The sequence below is a fragment of the Mesorhizobium sp. M0983 genome, from assembly GCF_040318975.1.
Classification (GTDB): Bacteria; Pseudomonadota; Alphaproteobacteria; order Rhizobiales; family Rhizobiaceae; genus Mesorhizobium.
Window position 1 is genome coordinate 115,542 of sequence record NZ_JAMYNH010000009.1, and the last position, 16,100, is coordinate 131,641.

14 protein-coding genes are annotated in these 16,100 nt (G+C 62.9%); 4 read left to right on the forward strand and 10 right to left on the reverse strand.

From position 1 onward, the window contains the following. Positions 1–196 precede the first annotated feature (196 nt). Positions 197–1,942, forward strand: coding sequence for a hypothetical protein (locus NKH71_RS18305; protein ID WP_352895227.1), 1,746 nt, complete (start codon positions 197–199; stop codon positions 1,940–1,942). A gap of 251 nt (positions 1,943–2,193) precedes the next feature. On the opposite strand, the gene NKH71_RS18310 is transcribed toward NKH71_RS18305, so the two are convergent. Genes NKH71_RS18310 through NKH71_RS18345 form a run of 8 tightly spaced genes read right to left on the reverse strand, consistent with a single transcriptional unit; the run spans position 2,194 to position 11,150 of the window. Beyond that, a complete protein-coding gene (locus NKH71_RS18310) occupies positions 2,194–3,240 on the reverse strand; it encodes a UDP-glucuronic acid decarboxylase family protein (protein WP_352547427.1) in 1,047 nt (348 codons plus the stop codon). Between the two features lie 23 nt (positions 3,241–3,263). Then, complete coding sequence (locus NKH71_RS18315; RefSeq protein WP_352547428.1) at positions 3,264–4,373, reverse strand: CgeB family protein; 1,110 nt, start codon at positions 4,371–4,373, stop codon at positions 3,264–3,266. Next, on the reverse strand, positions 4,370–5,464 hold the full coding sequence (locus NKH71_RS18320; RefSeq protein ID WP_352547429.1) for a CgeB family protein: 1,095 nt from the start codon (positions 5,462–5,464) through the stop codon (positions 4,370–4,372). Before NKH71_RS18320 ends, NKH71_RS18315 begins: the two co-directional genes overlap by 4 nt. Next, the gene (locus NKH71_RS18325; RefSeq protein WP_352482805.1) at positions 5,461–6,591 is read right to left on the reverse strand and encodes a CgeB family protein; all 1,131 of its coding nucleotides are present in this window, start codon (positions 6,589–6,591) and stop codon (positions 5,461–5,463) included. Before NKH71_RS18325 ends, NKH71_RS18320 begins: the two co-directional genes overlap by 4 nt. 2 nt (positions 6,592–6,593) lie before the next feature. Then, positions 6,594–7,694: a glycosyltransferase family 4 protein gene (locus NKH71_RS18330; protein ID WP_352482804.1), complete on the reverse strand. Its 1,101-nt coding sequence runs from the start codon at positions 7,692–7,694 to the stop codon at positions 6,594–6,596. After that, positions 7,679–8,971 (reverse strand): TIGR04295 family B12-binding domain-containing radical SAM protein, encoded by a 1,293-nt coding sequence (locus NKH71_RS18335; RefSeq protein ID WP_352482803.1) that lies wholly within the window; start codon positions 8,969–8,971, stop codon positions 7,679–7,681. The genes NKH71_RS18330 and NKH71_RS18335 overlap by 16 nt, the downstream gene beginning before the upstream one ends. Beyond that, complete coding sequence (locus tag NKH71_RS18340; RefSeq protein ID WP_352482802.1) at positions 8,968–10,047, reverse strand: NAD-dependent epimerase/dehydratase family protein; 1,080 nt, start codon at positions 10,045–10,047, stop codon at positions 8,968–8,970. Before NKH71_RS18340 ends, NKH71_RS18335 begins: the two co-directional genes overlap by 4 nt. Next, positions 10,044–11,150 (reverse strand): NAD-dependent epimerase/dehydratase family protein, encoded by a 1,107-nt coding sequence (locus NKH71_RS18345; RefSeq protein ID WP_352493913.1) that lies wholly within the window; start codon positions 11,148–11,150, stop codon positions 10,044–10,046. The genes NKH71_RS18340 and NKH71_RS18345 overlap by 4 nt, the downstream gene beginning before the upstream one ends. A gap of 238 nt (positions 11,151–11,388) precedes the next feature. On the opposite strand from NKH71_RS18345, the gene NKH71_RS18350 reads away from it, so the two are divergent. After that, complete coding sequence (locus NKH71_RS18350; RefSeq protein ID WP_023716631.1) at positions 11,389–11,661, forward strand: hypothetical protein; 273 nt, start codon at positions 11,389–11,391, stop codon at positions 11,659–11,661. 29 nt (positions 11,662–11,690) lie between these two features. Here NKH71_RS18350 and NKH71_RS18355 read toward each other — a convergent pair whose 3' ends face one another. Next, a complete protein-coding gene (locus NKH71_RS18355; RefSeq protein ID WP_352493914.1) occupies positions 11,691–12,287 on the reverse strand; it encodes a response regulator in 597 nt (198 codons plus the stop codon). Position 12,288: 1 nt separating this feature from the next. Continuing rightward, positions 12,289–12,486, reverse strand: coding sequence for a hypothetical protein (locus tag NKH71_RS18360; protein WP_352493915.1), 198 nt, complete (start codon positions 12,484–12,486; stop codon positions 12,289–12,291). A gap of 148 nt (positions 12,487–12,634) precedes the next feature. On the opposite strand from NKH71_RS18360, the gene NKH71_RS18365 reads away from it, so the two are divergent. Then, positions 12,635–15,739 carry a CheR family methyltransferase gene (locus NKH71_RS18365; RefSeq protein WP_352895228.1) on the forward strand — a complete coding sequence of 1,035 codons (3,105 nt, stop codon included), beginning with the start codon at positions 12,635–12,637 and terminating at the stop codon, positions 15,737–15,739. Further along, the gene (locus NKH71_RS18370) at positions 15,736–16,095 is read left to right on the forward strand and encodes a response regulator (protein ID WP_352493917.1); all 360 of its coding nucleotides are present in this window, start codon (positions 15,736–15,738) and stop codon (positions 16,093–16,095) included. Before NKH71_RS18365 ends, NKH71_RS18370 begins: the two co-directional genes overlap by 4 nt. Positions 16,096–16,100 lie beyond the last annotated feature (5 nt).

Here is a 16,100-nt window from a genome sequence, read left to right on the forward strand (position 1 = left end):
TCCTCCCGGATTGTTCCTTGCCGGCTGCAAAAATCGTGCAACCGATAGTGGATCAAAGTAGCGCCCGCCGAGTTGTGCAGCGAGGGGTGAGGCCAACCAGGACGGGACAATGATCGTCTATGGCGACCACAAGCAAATGCAGAGCGCGCAACTTGTTCGCGGCTCAGCGTGCAAAGCGGCCGAGCACATTGCGGACATGCCAAGTGGGATCGAGCGCCACGCAGCCCTGGTCGGCCTGTTCATCAGGGCCTCGGAACTGGTCCAGGGCCTTGCCGATGCTGAATTCGAGGCCAACGGCACGGACCGGAATTCCCCACAGCGGATCGCGGGCGCAAATCTCCTGGTCGGCTTGGCCCGGCACGTGGGTAGATCGTGGGAGGCCGGGTTCACGATCGATGGCCCGGTCGAGGCAGACGTGCCGCGAATGTTGGCCGAACTCGAATGCGATGGCGACATCCTGACCGGCTCGGCTGAGGGCTACGCCCATTACGCGCTTTATCCGGAGAGCTATTTCGTCGCCGCGCGGCAGTCGGGTCTCGATGCGAACACATGCGTAATCGGCATCCGCAGCATCGGCCTGGGGCTTGCAGCGATGGTGGCTGCAGCCATCGGCGCACCAGCACCCGTCAGCGTCCGTCCGACCGGCCACCCGTTTCGCAGGCGGCTTGCCGCCGATCCGGAGCTGATCGGTGGCTGGATGACGAAACCGTCGGCCCGCTTTGCCATCGTCGACGAAGGCCCGGGCCTGTCCGGCAGTTCGTTCCACGCCGTGGTCGCATGGCTGCAAGGGCTAGGCATCGATGCCGGGCGCATCCATCTGTTCCCAAGCCATTTGGGTGGCCCGGGTCCCGAGGCTTCGGCGGACAGTCGCGAGGCATGGACGGTTTGCCAAAAACAAACCGTGGATTTCGAACGCACTTTCCCAGCTGGATCCGCTGTCCCGACGCTGCGGGACTGGGTAGCCCGGACGATCGGCAGCACAGCGGTCAGCCTGACCGAAATATCCGGCGGAGAGTGGCGTCGCTTTCGAGACAGGACGGAGGATCATTGGCCACCCGTTCACCGCGGCTTCGAGCGGCGAAAGTTCCTCGCTTCTGCGGGCCGGGAAAAATGGTCGGTCAAGTTCGTTGGCCTGGGCGAAATCGGAATGCACAAGGCCGAGACCGCCAGGACGCTGCACGATGCAGGCTTTGGTCCGGAAGTCGCCGGGCTGTGCCATGGCTTTCTCGTCGAACGCTGGATCGACGGTACAACGCTGGGCCGGGCAAGGCTTTCGAAAGAAAGAGTGGTCGCTCATCTCGCGCGCTATCTGGCCTGGCGCGCAGCCAATCTGCCCGCCTCTGAGCCGGGCGCCTCGCTGGAGGCGCTTGCCGACATGGCCGTGCGGAATACAAGTGAGGCGCTGGGCGAAAGCCGCGCGGCGGAACTGCAGAACTGGTTTTCGACACAGGCTCCACCCAAGAATATGCAGCGGGTCGAGATCGACGGGCGGCTTCATCCGTGGGAGTTCATCCTTTCGCGCGGCGGAACGCTGATCAAGACGGACGCCCTCGACCATTGCCGGTCGCACGATCTGGTCGGCTGTCAGGACATCGCCTGGGACATTGCCGGCGCCCGCGTCGAATATAGCCTCTCGGACGCGGCGACTGCGGCGCTTTGCAAGGCTGTGGAAGCGAGAGCTTCCCGTCCCGTCGATGCCAATCTGGTCCACTACCACGAGCCCTGCTATCTCGCCTTCCAGCTTGGCTTGTGGAGCATGGCTTTACGATCTGGCGATGATCGGGAACAGATCCGGCTGGCGGCCGCGGCAAGACGTTATACGGCGATGTTGCTTCGGTTCCTGGATACCCAAGGGCACCTGCGGCCCTTCGAGCAGGATCAGTCCAGCCGGCGAAGCATATCCGCTTCCTTTTCGAGGATGGCGGCTACCTCTTCCCGCTGAAGATGCGTCAGCATCAGGCTCACGCAACATTCCAGATAGGTGATGGAGGCGCGCCGCAGGAAGGCAGCCGTCTCTCTTGCGGCCATTTGCTCAATGTCTTTGGCGGATCGCTTCGGATGCACAAATCGTCTCCGTGCCGGTACCCTGGCCGAACCGGAAGCTGGACGGGTTGTTCCCGCGACGAGAAAAAGTGACCGACGATCGGCGCGAAACGACCGTGATCTCCGAGGGGAACGTGGCAAATACTGCCGTCAGGCCGGCAGATTTTGCAGCCGGCCTGATGCAGAATGCACGCTGGTGGCAATTCGCCGTGTTCTGTCGACCGTCTGCGTCGTCTCAAGCTCGGTAAAATAGCTGACTGTATGCATCAAACCTTGCCTGAGCGGCACTTTTGGCGACCAGCCGAGAAGCTTCTTTGCACGGGAAATGTCGGGTTGCCGACGACGAGGATCGTCTTGCGGCAGCGGCAGGAATTTCAAGGCCGATCCGGTTCTGGTCATGCGCCTCACCAGGCCCGCCAATTGCAGGATGGTGAACTCCCCCGGATTGCCGAGATTGACCGGCTGGCGCGGGCTGGGATTGACCTCCATCAACCGGATCAAGCCGTCGACCAGATCGGAAACGTAGCAGAACGACCTGGTCTGCAGCCCGTCGCCGAATATCGTCAGCGGCCGTCTCTCGAGTGCCTGCACGATCAAATTGGAAACAATCCGTCCGTCCGCAGGGTCCATCCTGGGACCATAGGTGTTGAAGATGCGCGCGACGCGGATATCGGCTTTTCCCATTCTCAAATAATCGAAGCACAATGTTTCGGCGGTGCGCTTGCCTTCGTCATAGCAGGCGCGGGGGCCGATGCAGTTCACATGGCCGACATAGTCCTCCCTTTGCGGATGCTGTTCTGGATCGCCATACACTTCGCTGGTGGACGCCTGCAGGAAGCGGGCACCATTGCGGGCGGCGAGCTCCAGCAGATTGAGCGTCCCGATGACGCAAGTCCGCGTCGTGTGGACCGGGTCGGCCTGATAGCGTGGCGGCGAGGCCGCGCACGCCATGTTGAAGATGCGGTCCACCCGTTCGCCAAGCTCCAACGGCCGGCAAATGTCCTGCTTGATCAGCCGAAAATCCGGACGATCGGCGATCGATGCTATGTTCTCCATACGGCCGGTCAGGAAATTGTCGACGCAGATCACGCGCCAGCCGGCCTGGAGCAATGTCTCGCAAAGATGCGAACCGAGGAAGCCAGCGCCGCCGGCGACAAGCACGGTCCTGGTCCGTTGCGCCTTTCTTGATAGCTGCATCTCTATTTTCTCCCGTCTGCGGGTCATGCTGCACTCTCGACATCCAGATCGAGAGCAGAACGTGGCGATTTGGCCCGCGCCAGCAGCGAAACGAATTCGCGGGCTCTCGCGGTGCTGGTGTGGGCTGCCAGGATGAGCACGCGCGCTTGCCTGGCCATGGCAAGCCGGGCGCCGTCGGATTCCCCAGACAGGATGCCGATCACGTCCTCGGTCCTGCGCGCCGTGTGGATCGTCCGCTCTGGAAACAGGCTGTCCAGTCCGGCCCAGCTATCGCTGATGATCGCCGTGCCGCAGGCGGCTGCCTCGAAGAGTCGCACACTGGGCGACCATCCGGCCGCGATCATGGAACTGCGCGTGACGTTCAACGTGTAACGTTGGCGGCTGTAAAAGGCCGCGTGATCTGCCGGTGGCAGGTGTTCGATGCGATCGACATTGTCCGGCCAGGCAATTTCACGCGGATATTGCGAGCCGGCCACGACGAAGCGGCGCTCCGGCATGCGACGCGCCGGTTCGAACAACAGCGCCTCCAGCGTCGCCTGGCGGTCGGGGCTGTAAGTGCCGAGATAGCCGAGATCCCAGCGGATTGGATCACCGGTTCCGTGGTGCCGTTCCGGGTCGACGGAACAGTAGAGCGGCTCGGCCCGCCTCGCGCCGAATTCCGCCGTCAGACGGGCAAGCGTCGGTCCGCCGGTGAACGAGAAGTAGACGTCGAAATACGGGACCTGCCGCCTGGCAATGTACTCGCAATCATCGGTTGAAAGTTTCGCCAGCGTAACCGGCGTGTCGATATCGTAGAAGCAGAACTGACCCGTGCACAGCGACGCCACGACGTCGATGATTTCAGGGCCTTCAGGAACGAAGGACCCGACGACTACGATATCGGCCTCGCGCAGGCAGCGCGCGAAATTGCGGCGAAGATCATCGGTCGTTTCATAGTAGCGCAAGGCGCAGAAATCGGGATCGCGCAGATCCCGGTGACTTGCGTACCACGGCACGTCGCGTTCGAGAAAGGTGACGCGGTGGCCGAGTTCGCGGAGACCTTTAAGCAGCCCCCGAAAGGTGGTGGCGTGGCCGTTTCCCCAGGACGACGAGAGTGACAGGCCAAGAAAGACGATGTCGAGTGGCTTTGTCATTCCGCCGCCTCCACGGTCGGACGCTCGAAATGGCGCCTGAAAATGGCGTCGGCCAAAACGGCCCGTGTCGTATAAGTATGTTCGCCAAGCACCCGCCGAAGCGCAGATGCCCCGATCGCCTTGGCCCGTTCGGCGCTAAGGCTTTGCATGATCTCGGCGACATCGTCGCCATCGCGCGCGACCAGGATTTCCTCACCGGGTTTCAGGAACAGGTCGACACCGAGCCAGGCGTCGGTGATGAGGCATGCGCCGGCGCCCGCGGCCTCGAAAACGCGCGTCGCAGGCGAAAAGCCGTTGGCCGCCATGCTGTCGCGGCTGATGTTCAGCACCGCCTTGGCCGTGACGTTCAGTGCATTGTGGTCACGCGTGCCGACATGGCCGAGCCATCGGACATTGGCGGGCATCTGCTTGGCGCCCCAGCCCGATCCGCCGAGCAGGAAGCGCTGATCGGCCAGGCGGCTGGCCGGGTCGAGGAAGAAGGCCTCGACGCGCGCCTCGCGGTCCGGCAGCCGGTTACCGAGAAAGGCGAGATCGCAGGCAAAGCGCATATCCTTGCCGACAGGATGATGCGTTTCCGGATCGAGCGCATTGTAGATCGGCACACATTCGGCGGCCCCCATGGCCCGATAGGCCCAGACCACGGGATCGCCGCCGCCATAGGTCAGCACCAGGTCGATTTCCTGCAGCGCGCGATGCAGCGGGTGGTCGGGCTCGTCGCGTAACTGGCCAAGTGTCGCCGGCGCATCGACATCCCAGAACACGGTCAGCGCATCGGCACGGGCGTGATCGAGCACCGCCCGCAGCAGCGCGTCGTCGGCGAAACCGACGCCACTCGCCTTGACGACGATGTCCGCGTCGGCCGCCCGCGCCGCCACCTGCATGAGCGCATTCGGGGTGGCCTCGTAGACGACGACGGCACACCAGTCCGGCGCCTCGATGTCGCGGTTCTTCTGGCGATCGTAGACGTCCGGCTCATAGAAGATGATGTCGTAGCCGAGCCTGGCCAGAGCCTTGAGCAGTCCGCGGTAATAAGTCGCCGCGCCATTCCAATAGGACGACAGCAGGCTCGACCCGTAAAATGCGATCTTCATTCGGCGGCCTCCTTTGCAAGGATCGTATCGGCGGCTTGGCGGTGCCCGCATTCGGCGAGCACGCCGAACAATTCATCCGCCCGATGCCGGCACGTGTGCCGTGAGCGAATAGTCTCGAGGCCCGATGTCGCCAGAGAAGCGGCGAGATCCGCGTCACGCAGCACGGCGCGAAGATGATGCCGCATCTCGAAGCCGGTGTTTGCAAACAGGAAATCGGTGCCCGGCCTGAACAGACGTTCGACATCGGACCACGGCGCCGAAACGAGTGGGATGCCGCAGGCGAGCGCCTCGAACATGCGGATGGTCGGGATGCCGGGCAGGCTTTCGCGATATGGACGCCGCGGGATGTGAACCGTGATGCGGTTCGCCGCGAATGCCTTCGGCACGTCGGCATTGGCGATCCAGCCTTCGTAGCGCAGGCCGGCGGTGGCGAGGTCGGCGAGCGCCTCGCGTGGATAGCGGACGCCGTGGACAGTGCCGCTCAGGCCAAGTTCATGCACCGGGTCGACCAGGAACTCCCTGATTTCGGTGCTGCGCTCGTCGTCGCCCCAATTGCCGATCCAGATCAGGTCGGCGCTACGCTCGATTTCAGGATGCGGCTGGAACAGGTGGTCATCGGCTGCCTCGTGCCAGGTGAAGACCCGCTTGCCCCATCCGGCGCGAAGATAGCTTTCCCGCAGCGCTTCGCCGAAGGCGAGCACGCCATCGTAATGTTCAAGCTGCAAGGCGGAAATCGCTTGCGTGGCCGAGATGGCGCGATGGTGCGTGTCGTGAAACAGCAGCGTGAAACGGCCGCCAATTGCTTTCGCCCTGCCCAGCCGCGCGACAAGGTCCGGCGCGGTCCACTCGTGCACGATCACCACATCGGCATCGGAGATCCAGGCTTCGTGGTCGAAGGCGGCGTCATAGGTGACCGTCATCAACTCCGGAAAATCTTTCCGGAATCGCTCGATCGCGAAGGACCCTTTCTCGGCCAGCAGGTTCGACCGGCTCCAGCCGTCGGCGGGCTCCAGCGCAATCGCCTGGTGCCCACGCGCGACCAGCTCGCGCATGATGCCGCGCAGGAAATGTGCGTTGCCGTGGTTCCAGTCGGAAACGATCGAATGGGTGTAGAATAAAAACCGCATAATCAACTATCCGCCATGGTGGCCAGGGCCGCCTTGTCGTAGACGCCGCGCATGGCGGTCGCCTGTCTTGCCAATGAAAATCTGCGGCTTCGGCGGGCGGCTGCCTCACCGAGTTCTCGCCGGCGCTGCGTGTCGCTGCAAAGACCATTGATGCATCTGGCGAGATCGCCCGGATCGCGCGCGTCGTAGAACATGGCCGCCCCGTCCCACAATTCGCGGTAGGTCGAGATATCGGCAAGCACCAAAGGCGTCGCCGACATTGCGGCTTCCAGCGTGGCCAGGCCGAACGGTTCGTAGAGCGACGGCGATACGAAAATGCCGGCCCGCGCCATCAGCGAGCGCACTTCCTCGTGTGGTACCGGCCCGACGGGAACGGCGTGGCTGAAGCCAACATGCTGGCCGTCCGGCCCTTGCAGCGAACCGGCGACGAAGACCGGCCATTGCGTTAGGGAGGCGGCCTGGTCAAGCACCGCCGCGTTCTTTCCTTCATCCCACCAGCGCGCGGCGGCGAAAACCACCGATTCCCGCCTTTCGCCCTTCGCGCCCGGCCGTGCGCCGTTGCCGACGACGCTCAGCCGCGCGATCGGCCCGTAGCAGGTTTCGAGCATGTCGGCATGGCTGCGGCTCGGTGCAACGACCATGCCTGCTTTGTCGAAACCGCGCCGGTTACGGTCCTTTTGCCAGGCCCACTCGCCGTCCGCCGCCTGTCCCTTGACGGCGTGGAACCATGTCACGACGCAGGAATGCGATACCGCAACGATGGGGCAGGGCACGTCGAGCGCCGCCGCCTGCGTCGGCGCATTGAGATGGACGACGTCGACAGCGTAGTCACGTATGAGTGGGCGCAGCTCCTGCTGCAATGTGTCGAGAACGTGCTCGCTGCGGGTCATCCAGTCCGGCGGCGTGTTGAGCCATGTCAGCGCCGCGAAAGACTGGGCCTCCTCGGCCTGCTGCCTGGACGGTTCCGGACCAAGCCCGGCAAGCACGACGCTGTCGCCGCCGGCGACCAGTTGCCCGGCCAGATCGAGCGTATAGCGCCAGACGCCACCGACGGCATCGACGGTCATCAGTATGCGACGCGGCGGGCTCAGTGTCCGCAACATGTGGCCTCCAATTCGGCCAGCGGACGCGGCCGCTTCTCCTGGATGTCGCTGAACGTTCGGAAGGATGCGAGGTAATGTTCATGCGCGCGCTCCCAGGCGAGGTCGTCGGGCTCGCCCCAAAGTTCGCGGTAGCTCGGCGAACTCGGATAAGGATAGAGCGGCACCGGTTCGTTGGCCCAAACGCCGTTGTCGATCAGGTGCTTTCGCCAATAATCGACGAGCGCGGGATCGTCCTCGACCACGCCGATCAGATTGGCCTGCACGAACGGCACGTGGCGCCTTGCGTCGACCAGCAGCGCGGCCAGCTCCTCGGTGCCCAGCCGGCAGCGTTTTGCCAGCATGGCGCGGCCTTCCACAGTCAGGCTTTCGAGGCCCGCCTCGATCGAGACGCAGCCGGCGGCACCGAGCAGCTTCAGCAATTCCGGCTTCCAGAGGTCGATACGGGTCTGCACGCCGAACTTCACATCGCGATCGACCAGCGCCTCCAGCAATGCCTTTTGCGGCAGGAAGATCTCGTCGATGAAGTAGATGTAGCCGACACCCTGTGCGATCAGCCGGTCGATCTCGGCGATCACTGCTTCGTGGTTCCGGCGGCGATAGGCATCGCGGAAATCGATCTTGGCGCAGAAACTGCAATTATACGGGCAGCCGCGCGACGCCTCGACCTCCGCGCCAAAACCGACCTGGTTGTCGTCGAAGCGGTGATGGTGGTGCGAATGCGCGGCAATCCAGTCCGATGGCCATTCGAGCGGCGGGTGATCGATGAACGAGCTCGCATGCACGCCGCCGTTCGAGACCAGTTCTCCATCCTCGAAATGGGCGGTGGACGGCACCGCGGTCCAGTCGTCGCGCCGGGCAAGTTCCGCGACCACTTCCTCGCATTCGCCGCGCACGACAATGTTGACGCCAAGCTTGCGCAAAGTCGGCGTCGGCGTCGCCGAGCCATGCGGCCCGACGGCGACGGTGCGACCGCCGCGCCCGGCAAGATGATTGAGGAAATCGGCCGGCACGCGCAACTCGGGCGGTGCGCAGCGCCAGAACAGGTAGGTCGGCGCGGTGCTGACGACGGTTATGTCAGGCTCGAATGCGGCGGCGCGATCGGCGAGCGCGGCGTTGTCGAGCTTCTGGATCTGCCCGTCCAGCATCAGCACCTCGTGGCCGGCAGCTTCGAGCAGCGCTTTCGAATAGCCGAGTTCGAGCGGCAGATGCGGCTGGCGGCAGCCGAAATAGATGCTGTCCTGGTAGGTCCAGGACGGATTGACCAGGGCGACCTTCATGCCACGTACCTCGCCGGTTCGGGATGCGGGTCGAGGCGATGACGCTGCAGCCAGTCGGCGAGGTCGCGGATGCCGTTTTGCCACGAGACATGCGCTTTCCACCCCAGCGCCGCCTCGATCGCGCGCGTGTCGGCGACGAAGAACGGTTGGTCACCGGTGCGTTCGCGGTCATAACGAATCGGAACGTCCCGTTTCGTTATGTCGCGGATCTCCTTCAGCAGCATGCGCAGGCTGACAGCGTTTTCCGGTCCGCCGCCGAGATTGAATGCCTGGCCCTTGACCGCCTCGATCCGGTCCAGCACAGCGCGATAAGCCGCGACCGCGTCGGCAACATGCAGGATGTCGCGCACCTGCTTGCCATCGCCATAGATGGTGATCGGCCGGTCGGAGAACGCGCTAAGCAGGAAATGGGCGACCCAGCCCTGATCCTCCGTCCCGAATTGGCGCGGTCCATAAATGCAGCTCATGCGCAGCACCGCGGTCGGCAGATCGTATGACTTGGCGTAGTCGAGGACATACTGGTCCGCCGCGCCCTTGGAGCAGCCATAGGGCGTGCAGAAATCGAGGCCGCGCGTCTCGTCGACGCCGTGCACACGGATGCCCGCATCGCAAGGCGCGTAGTTGCCGTCCTCTTCGCGCATGGCGAGGTCGGCGAGGCGGCCATAGACCTTGTTGGTGCTGGCGAAAACGACGGGGATGCGCTTGCCGCTGCAGCGAGCGGCTTCCAGGACGTTGAACGTGCCGCGCAGGTTGATGTCGAAATCCTCGTCCGGCCGAACCAGGCTCGTGGTGACGGCGGTCTGCGCGGCAAGGTGGAAAACTGCCTTCGAACCTGCGACCAGCGGCGTGAGCGCCTTTGCGTCACGGATATCGGCGATTTCGACGGCGAGGCGGTTGCCGTGCTTTTGCGTCAGCCATTCGAGGTTCTGCTCGACGCCGGGACGGCTCAGATTGTCGATGACCAGCACCGGCTCGCCGTCCGACAACAGGCTGTCGGCGAGGTTCGAGCCGATAAAGCCGCTGCCGCCGATAATGGCGATGGGCGCTTCGCGAAAATTGCGTGAATCCGGTCTCATGACACCAGCCCTCGCACTTCGAGTTCCCGCTTCATCTCGGCGCTGCGATCGATGGCGACCGTGTTACGCACCCATGCGACGAAATCGCCGAGCGAATGCTCCAGCCGGTACTGCGGCTGGAAGCCGAGCAGTTCGCGCGCCTTCGAGATATCGGCAAAGCAGTTGCGGATATCACCGGAGCGTGCCTTGCCGAGGATTTCCGGCTGGCGGCCGGGCACGCCCATCGCCTCGGCAAGCAGCCGGGCGACCTCGCTGACCGCGTAGGCGCGCCCGCTGCCGATGTTGATGACGTGGCCGCACGCCTTGGGCTGTTCCAGCGCCAGCCGGAAGGCGAGGGCAATATCGCGTACATGAACGAAATCGCGCTGCTGTTCGCCGTCTTCGAAAATCAGCGGCCGCTGGCCATTGGCGATGCGGGAGGCGAAGTTCGCCAACACGCCGGTATATGGGTTCGAGAGCGCTTGTCCTGCGCCGAAGACATTGAACAGGCGCAGCGCCACCGCGTCGACGCCATAGGCTTCGCCGAAGATCAGCACGGCACGTTCCTGGGCATATTTTGTCAGCGCGTAGATCGAGGCGAGGTCGACCGGTTTTTGCTCGTCGGTGGGCAACGGCGACAGGACTTCACCTTCCGGCGACAGGGGATTCCATTGGCCGCTGCGGATGTCGTCCGGCTGCCGTTTTGCATTGTCGATGCGCCGGCCGTCCGGCGTGGCATAGAGACCCTCGCCATAGACACTCATCGATGACGCAACGACGATCCGTTCGATCGGGCGTTTGATCAGCGCCTCCAGCAACGTGGCAGTGCCGAGGTCGTTGGCGCCGACATAACGGGCGATCTCGTACATGGACTGGCCGACGCCCACTTCAGCCGCCAGGTGAATGATCGAGTCGACATCTTCGACGGCTTCGGCGATGGCGTCGCGATCGCGAACGTCGCCTTTGATCAGCTTGGCACCTGGCGGCAGGCTGATTGCCTCGCCGCCATGCACCTGATCCAGCAGCGCATCGAGAATTGAAACCCCATAGCCATGTTCAACGAGTTCCTGGGCGACGTGGCGGCCGATGAAACCGCAGCCTCCCGTGACCAGTATACGTTTCACGACAGCTCCTCATACGAATGGCTTTGCCGCCCCAAACTTCCGGGCGAAAGGTTTGTTCCCTTGCTTCAACAAAGTTCAGGAGGCTCGCCGGGGTAGGTTTCAACCAGGCGTGGGAACATCGAAGGCTGCTTGGTGTTAGGAGCCATGTTCGACCAACCGCGCGCACATGCCGGGCAGCGATGCATCTTCTGGTTGTGCAACGCGGGGGATCTCGCGGTGGAATCGAAGGGAGATTGCGATGTCTGAATCGAAGACGACCACCGATCACGACGAAATCCGCCGCTGGGCCGAGGACCGCGACGGGCGGCCGGCGGTGGTGCGCACCAAGGGCGAGGGCGGCATATTGCGCATCGACTTCGGCGAGCCTGAAGAGACGTTTGAGCCCGTTGAATGGGACGAGTTCTTCAGGATCTTCGATGAGAACGAACTGGCCTTCCTCTACCAGGATGAGACCAGCGGCGGAAAGACCAGCCGCTTCAACAAATTCGTCGAGCGCAGCCGGAAAAGCTAACATCGTCTAGTTGCCGGCGGCGGCCGTGGTTAGTGCAGCAGGTTTGCTCCACGTGCCTTGACGATGTTTCGCATGATGCCGTTGAGCCAATCCTCTGTCGAGGAACCAGATCGTCTGTTGTCGATTTCGCCGATGGCCTGCTCGAGCGTTCGCTCGACCAGCCGGTCGGAAGCATCCATGTCTCCCAGCAGCAGACGTGCCGCGAGCCGGAGCTTAGGCAGAAGCGAAAATACGTCGTCTGAGGGCTCGGACGCTCGGCCTCCTTTCGATGCCGACGTCTCGGCCGGAAAAAGAGCGTCGAAAACAGCCTGGCCGTCCGAGGACTTTCTGAGACTGCTGGCATATCGAAGGCGCTCAGGAATAACGATGTCTTCATCGCCGCTGAAAAACACGAACGGCACGCCACGGCGCATCAGTTCGTCCGCTATCGGGAATACCCGTCTTCCGTTGAGATTGACGTCCAGGATCGCAGCTTCCGCCTCCTCCGTGTGTTTCGACGCCTGTTCGACCGTCGCCACGGGGCCAAGTACGACGGCGCCCATCTTGCTGAAATAACGTGCAAGATCGCCCGCCAGCATCCATTCGTCCTCGACGATCAGGATATGCAAGCCTTGCAGGTCGCGCACCTCATTGATCCTTCTTCCTGCGGGTTTTACGGCTGTCGGCGCAGACTTGTTCAAAGTGACGGGCCAGAACCTCTTGCAACCGTTCCGCGAGCGCGAGCAGGCGAGGCGGAATGTTCTCAGACACCGGGAACTTGGTCAGGTCCGGCGAGGGCAACAGGATGCGCTTGGCCGGCTTTATTTCAGGTGGTCGTTTTGCCATTGGAACCGCCTCCAAAGTCAAATGTTAATGCCCACCGACGGTGCTTTGTTCCGTTGGTAGACTATTCGCTGGCCGGAGGCTCGGCGCGGTCTTAGTCTAAGGCCCGATTTGGCGGCTTTGTGTTCGCGGCGGTTGTCAGGGGCGTGGCGTGGCATCCCAGAATGGAAGATTTCCCATTGTCGGTGTCGGCGCATCGGCCGGCGGCATTCCCGCGATGGAGGGCCTGTTCAAAGGACTGACCGGCGGCACCGGCATGGCGTTCGTCGTCGTCACCCATCTCAGCCCGGAGCGGGAAAGCCTGCTGCACGAGGTCATCCGACGTTATACCGAAATGCCGGTCGTCGTGGCCGAGGAGGGCGCAGCGGTCCAACCCGACCAGGTCTATGTGATGCCGCAAAACGTCGTCCTCACCATCCGCAAGGGCGCGCTTTCGCTGCGCAGGCCGAACACGCTCAACCGCGAGCGCAAGCCGATCGACATCTTCTTCAGCGCATTGGCCGAGGACCAGGGCGAGTATGCCGTCGGCATTATCTTGTCGGGTGGTGATTCGGACGGCACGCTCGGCGCCAGGGCAATCAAGGAGCATGGCGGGCTGACCATTGCCCAGGCGTCCAACGGTTCCGCCCCACGCAATCCGGACATGCCGCAGAGCGCGATTTCGAGCGGCCTGATCGACATAGCGGCGCCCGCCGAGCAGATCGGTGCAAAGCTTCAGGCGTTTGCCCGCGGCTTCGATGTGCTGCACGGACTGACCGAGGCGGACGACGAACACAAGGCCGGGATGGATCGGGCCCGCGATGAAATCTACGCCATTTTGCGCAGCCATTCCGGTCACGACTTTTCCGGCTACAAGACCAAGACGTTCCTGCGTCGCGTAAAGCGGCGCATGCAGATCACGCAGCTGCAGTCGATCACCACCTACATAGAACGGCTGAAGAGGGATCCCGACGAGGTGGCGAAGCTGTTTCGCGACCTGCTCATCAACGTCACCAGCTTTTTCCGCGACGCCGAAGCGTTCAAATTGCTGGAGGACAAGATCCTACCGCAGATTTTCGAAGGCAAGAACGCCTCCGATGCGGTGCGTGTCTGGGTACCCGGCTGCGCCACCGGCGAGGAAGTGTTCTCGATCGGCATGCTGATGCGCGAACGTATGGAGAAGCTTTCCGCGCCGCCGCGCGTCCAGATATTCGCGACCGACATCGACGAGCCGGCGCTCGCGGTGGCGCGTGCGGCGCGTTATCCCGAAGCGCTGCTGCACGGGCTTTCGCCACAACGTAGGCAACGCTTTTTCAACAGCGACGGCGCGAGCTACGTGCTTGGCAACGAGGTGCGCGAACTGTGCATCTTTTCGCCGCACAGCATTATCCGCGATCCTCCCTTCTCGCGCATGGATATGATTTCCTGCCGCAATCTGCTGATCTATTTCGGCCCGCAGATCCAGAACCGGGTGATTCCAATCTTCCATTACGCGCTGAGGCCGGGCGGCTATCTGTTCCTCGGCACCTCGGAAAGCGTCGGTCAGCACGGCGACCTTTTTGCCACGGTCGACAAGAAGCATCGGATTTTCCAGGCGCGGGAACATTCCACGCCGCGGCCGCTGGTTCTGATCGGCAATGGCCCCACGGGTGCCCTTCCGGTCGGACGCGGCGGCTCGACGAAGGATGCCGCCAGCCATTCACTACGCCAGGCGATCGAGGCTCAGGTGCTGGAGCGGTTCGCCCCGCCTCACGTTCTGGTCAATGGCGATGGCGACATCGTCTACTATTCGGCGAGGACGGGCAAATATCTGGAAGCACCGCAAGGCGCCCCGAGCCGGCAGTTGCTGACACTGGCCCGCCGCGGGCTGAGACTTGAGCTGCGCGCCGCGTTGCGGGAGGCAGCCACGACGCGCCGCACGGTCGTTCGGGAGAACATAGCGGTCGAAGAAGACGACGGACAGCTTCAGTTCATTACACTGATGGTCGAGCCGTACACGGAACGCGGCAATGGCGAGCCCCTCTACCTCGTCCTGTTCAATCCGGTGGGACAGGCCCAGATCCGCTCCGATCCGGCACGCGAAAGCCGCGGCGCCGAAGATACGACCGATCTCGAACGGGAGTTGCGCGACACGCGCGAGCGGCTGCAGTCGACCATCGAGGAATACGAGACCGCGCTGGAGGAAGTAAAGTCTTCGAACGAGGAACTCGTCTCCGTCAATGAAGAGGCGCAGTCGACCAATGAGGAGCTTGAGGCCTCGAAGGAGGAGATGCAGTCGCTCAACGAAGAGCTCAACACCATCAACGCAGAGCTGACTGGCAAGATAGAGGAACTCGACCGCGCCAACAGCGATCTCAGAAGCCTGTTCGAAAGCACGGAAATCGCCACCATCTTCCTCGACCGCAATCTTGTGGTGCGGACCTTCACTCCCGCCGCGTCGTCGTTCTTCAACTTGCGTCCGTCCGATGTCGGCCGACCGCTGACCGATCTTTCGAGCCAGCTCGACTACCCCGAGTTGAAGCGGCACATCCAGGCGGTGTTCGAGACGGGAGAGACCCTGAACCATCACCTTGCGCGCGACGACAAGGGCCGGTTCTACTTGGTTCGCATCAACCCTTACCGGGACAAAGGCGGCAGCATCCAGGGCGTGGTCGTGACCCTGATCGACGTGACGACGCTGGCGCAGGCTGAAGAGCGTCAGCAGGTGCTCATCTCGGAGCTGAACCATCGTGTCAAGAACATGCTGGCGGTCGTCGCCAGCATCACCAACCGGACGCGTGAAAACTCGGCCTCGAAAGACGAGTTCGCCGAAGCCTTGATCGGCCGGCTGCAGGCGATGTCACGAGCCTACAGTCTGCTCTCGCGAGAAAGCTGGACGGAAGCCTCCGTCGAGGAACTGCTGCGCCATGAACTCGATCCCTTTGGGGCCGAACGGTTCGAGCTCGATGGCAAGCGGGTAAGCCTCAAGCCTGTGCAAGGGCTCTCCTTCGGCATGGCAATTCATGAGCTGGCGACGAATGCCGCCAAATATGGCGCACTGTCGAAACCTGCCGGGCGGATAGTTGTCAAATGGTCGGTGGCGGATGGCACCTTCAAGCTCGTCTGGCGCGAGAAGGGCGGCCCCCGCATCAAGGAGCCAACCGACAGCGGCTTCGGCCTTACCCTTCTGCGTGGAGAAATCGGTTACAGGCTGGGCGGAAAAGTTGAAACAAGTTTCCGCTCAAATGGTTTGGAGGTGGAAATTGCATTCCCTCTGACCCGCGAGGGCTCGTCGTGACCGGAAAGGTGCGTGTGCTGATCGTCGAGGATGAATGGCTGATCGCCGACGACGCGGCGGCTTACCTGCGCAAGGCCGGCCATCAGGTGGTTGGGCCGGTTTCGTCGGTGACGGCGGCCCTCCGGCTCGTTGGCGAAGGCGGGATCGACGCGGCGCTATTGGATATCCAGTTGAACGATGAAACCAGTTATCCGGTCGCGGAGGCATTGCGGGGGCGAGGCGTGCCGTTCGCTTTCCTCTCCGGGTATGGCGAACGCGAGATTCCGGCCGGGTTCCGCGCTTGCAGGATCGTGCAGAAGCCGGCGAGCCAGAGTGCGATCCTGAATGCCGTGGATGAACTCGCGCGAGCCGGCTGAGGTCA

Bases quoted from the DNA above. Each gene is read 5' to 3' on its own strand.
- NKH71_RS18335 (WP_352482803.1), bottom strand. From the start codon at position 8,971: ATGAAGGTCGCCCTGGTCAATCCGTCCTGGACCTACCAGGACAGCATC.
- NKH71_RS18310 (WP_352547427.1), bottom strand. From the start codon at position 3,240: ATGCAGCTATCAAGAAAGGCGCAACGGACCAGGACCGTGCTTGTCGCC.
- NKH71_RS18320 (WP_352547429.1), bottom strand. From the start codon at position 5,464: ATGAAGATCGCATTTTACGGGTCGAGCCTGCTGTCGTCCTATTGGAAT.
- NKH71_RS18360 (WP_352493915.1), bottom strand. From the start codon at position 12,486: ATGGCAAAACGACCACCTGAAATAAAGCCGGCCAAGCGCATCCTGTTG.
- NKH71_RS18305 (WP_352895227.1), top strand. From the start codon at position 197: ATGCCAAGTGGGATCGAGCGCCACGCAGCCCTGGTCGGCCTGTTCATC.
- NKH71_RS18325 (WP_352482805.1), bottom strand. From the start codon at position 6,591: ATGCGGTTTTTATTCTACACCCATTCGATCGTTTCCGACTGGAACCAC.
- NKH71_RS18350 (WP_023716631.1), top strand. From the start codon at position 11,389: ATGTCTGAATCGAAGACGACCACCGATCACGACGAAATCCGCCGCTGG.
- NKH71_RS18315 (WP_352547428.1), bottom strand. From the start codon at position 4,373: ATGACAAAGCCACTCGACATCGTCTTTCTTGGCCTGTCACTCTCGTCG.
- NKH71_RS18330 (WP_352482804.1), bottom strand. From the start codon at position 7,694: ATGTTGCGGACACTGAGCCCGCCGCGTCGCATACTGATGACCGTCGAT.
- NKH71_RS18340 (WP_352482802.1), bottom strand. From the start codon at position 10,047: ATGAGACCGGATTCACGCAATTTTCGCGAAGCGCCCATCGCCATTATC.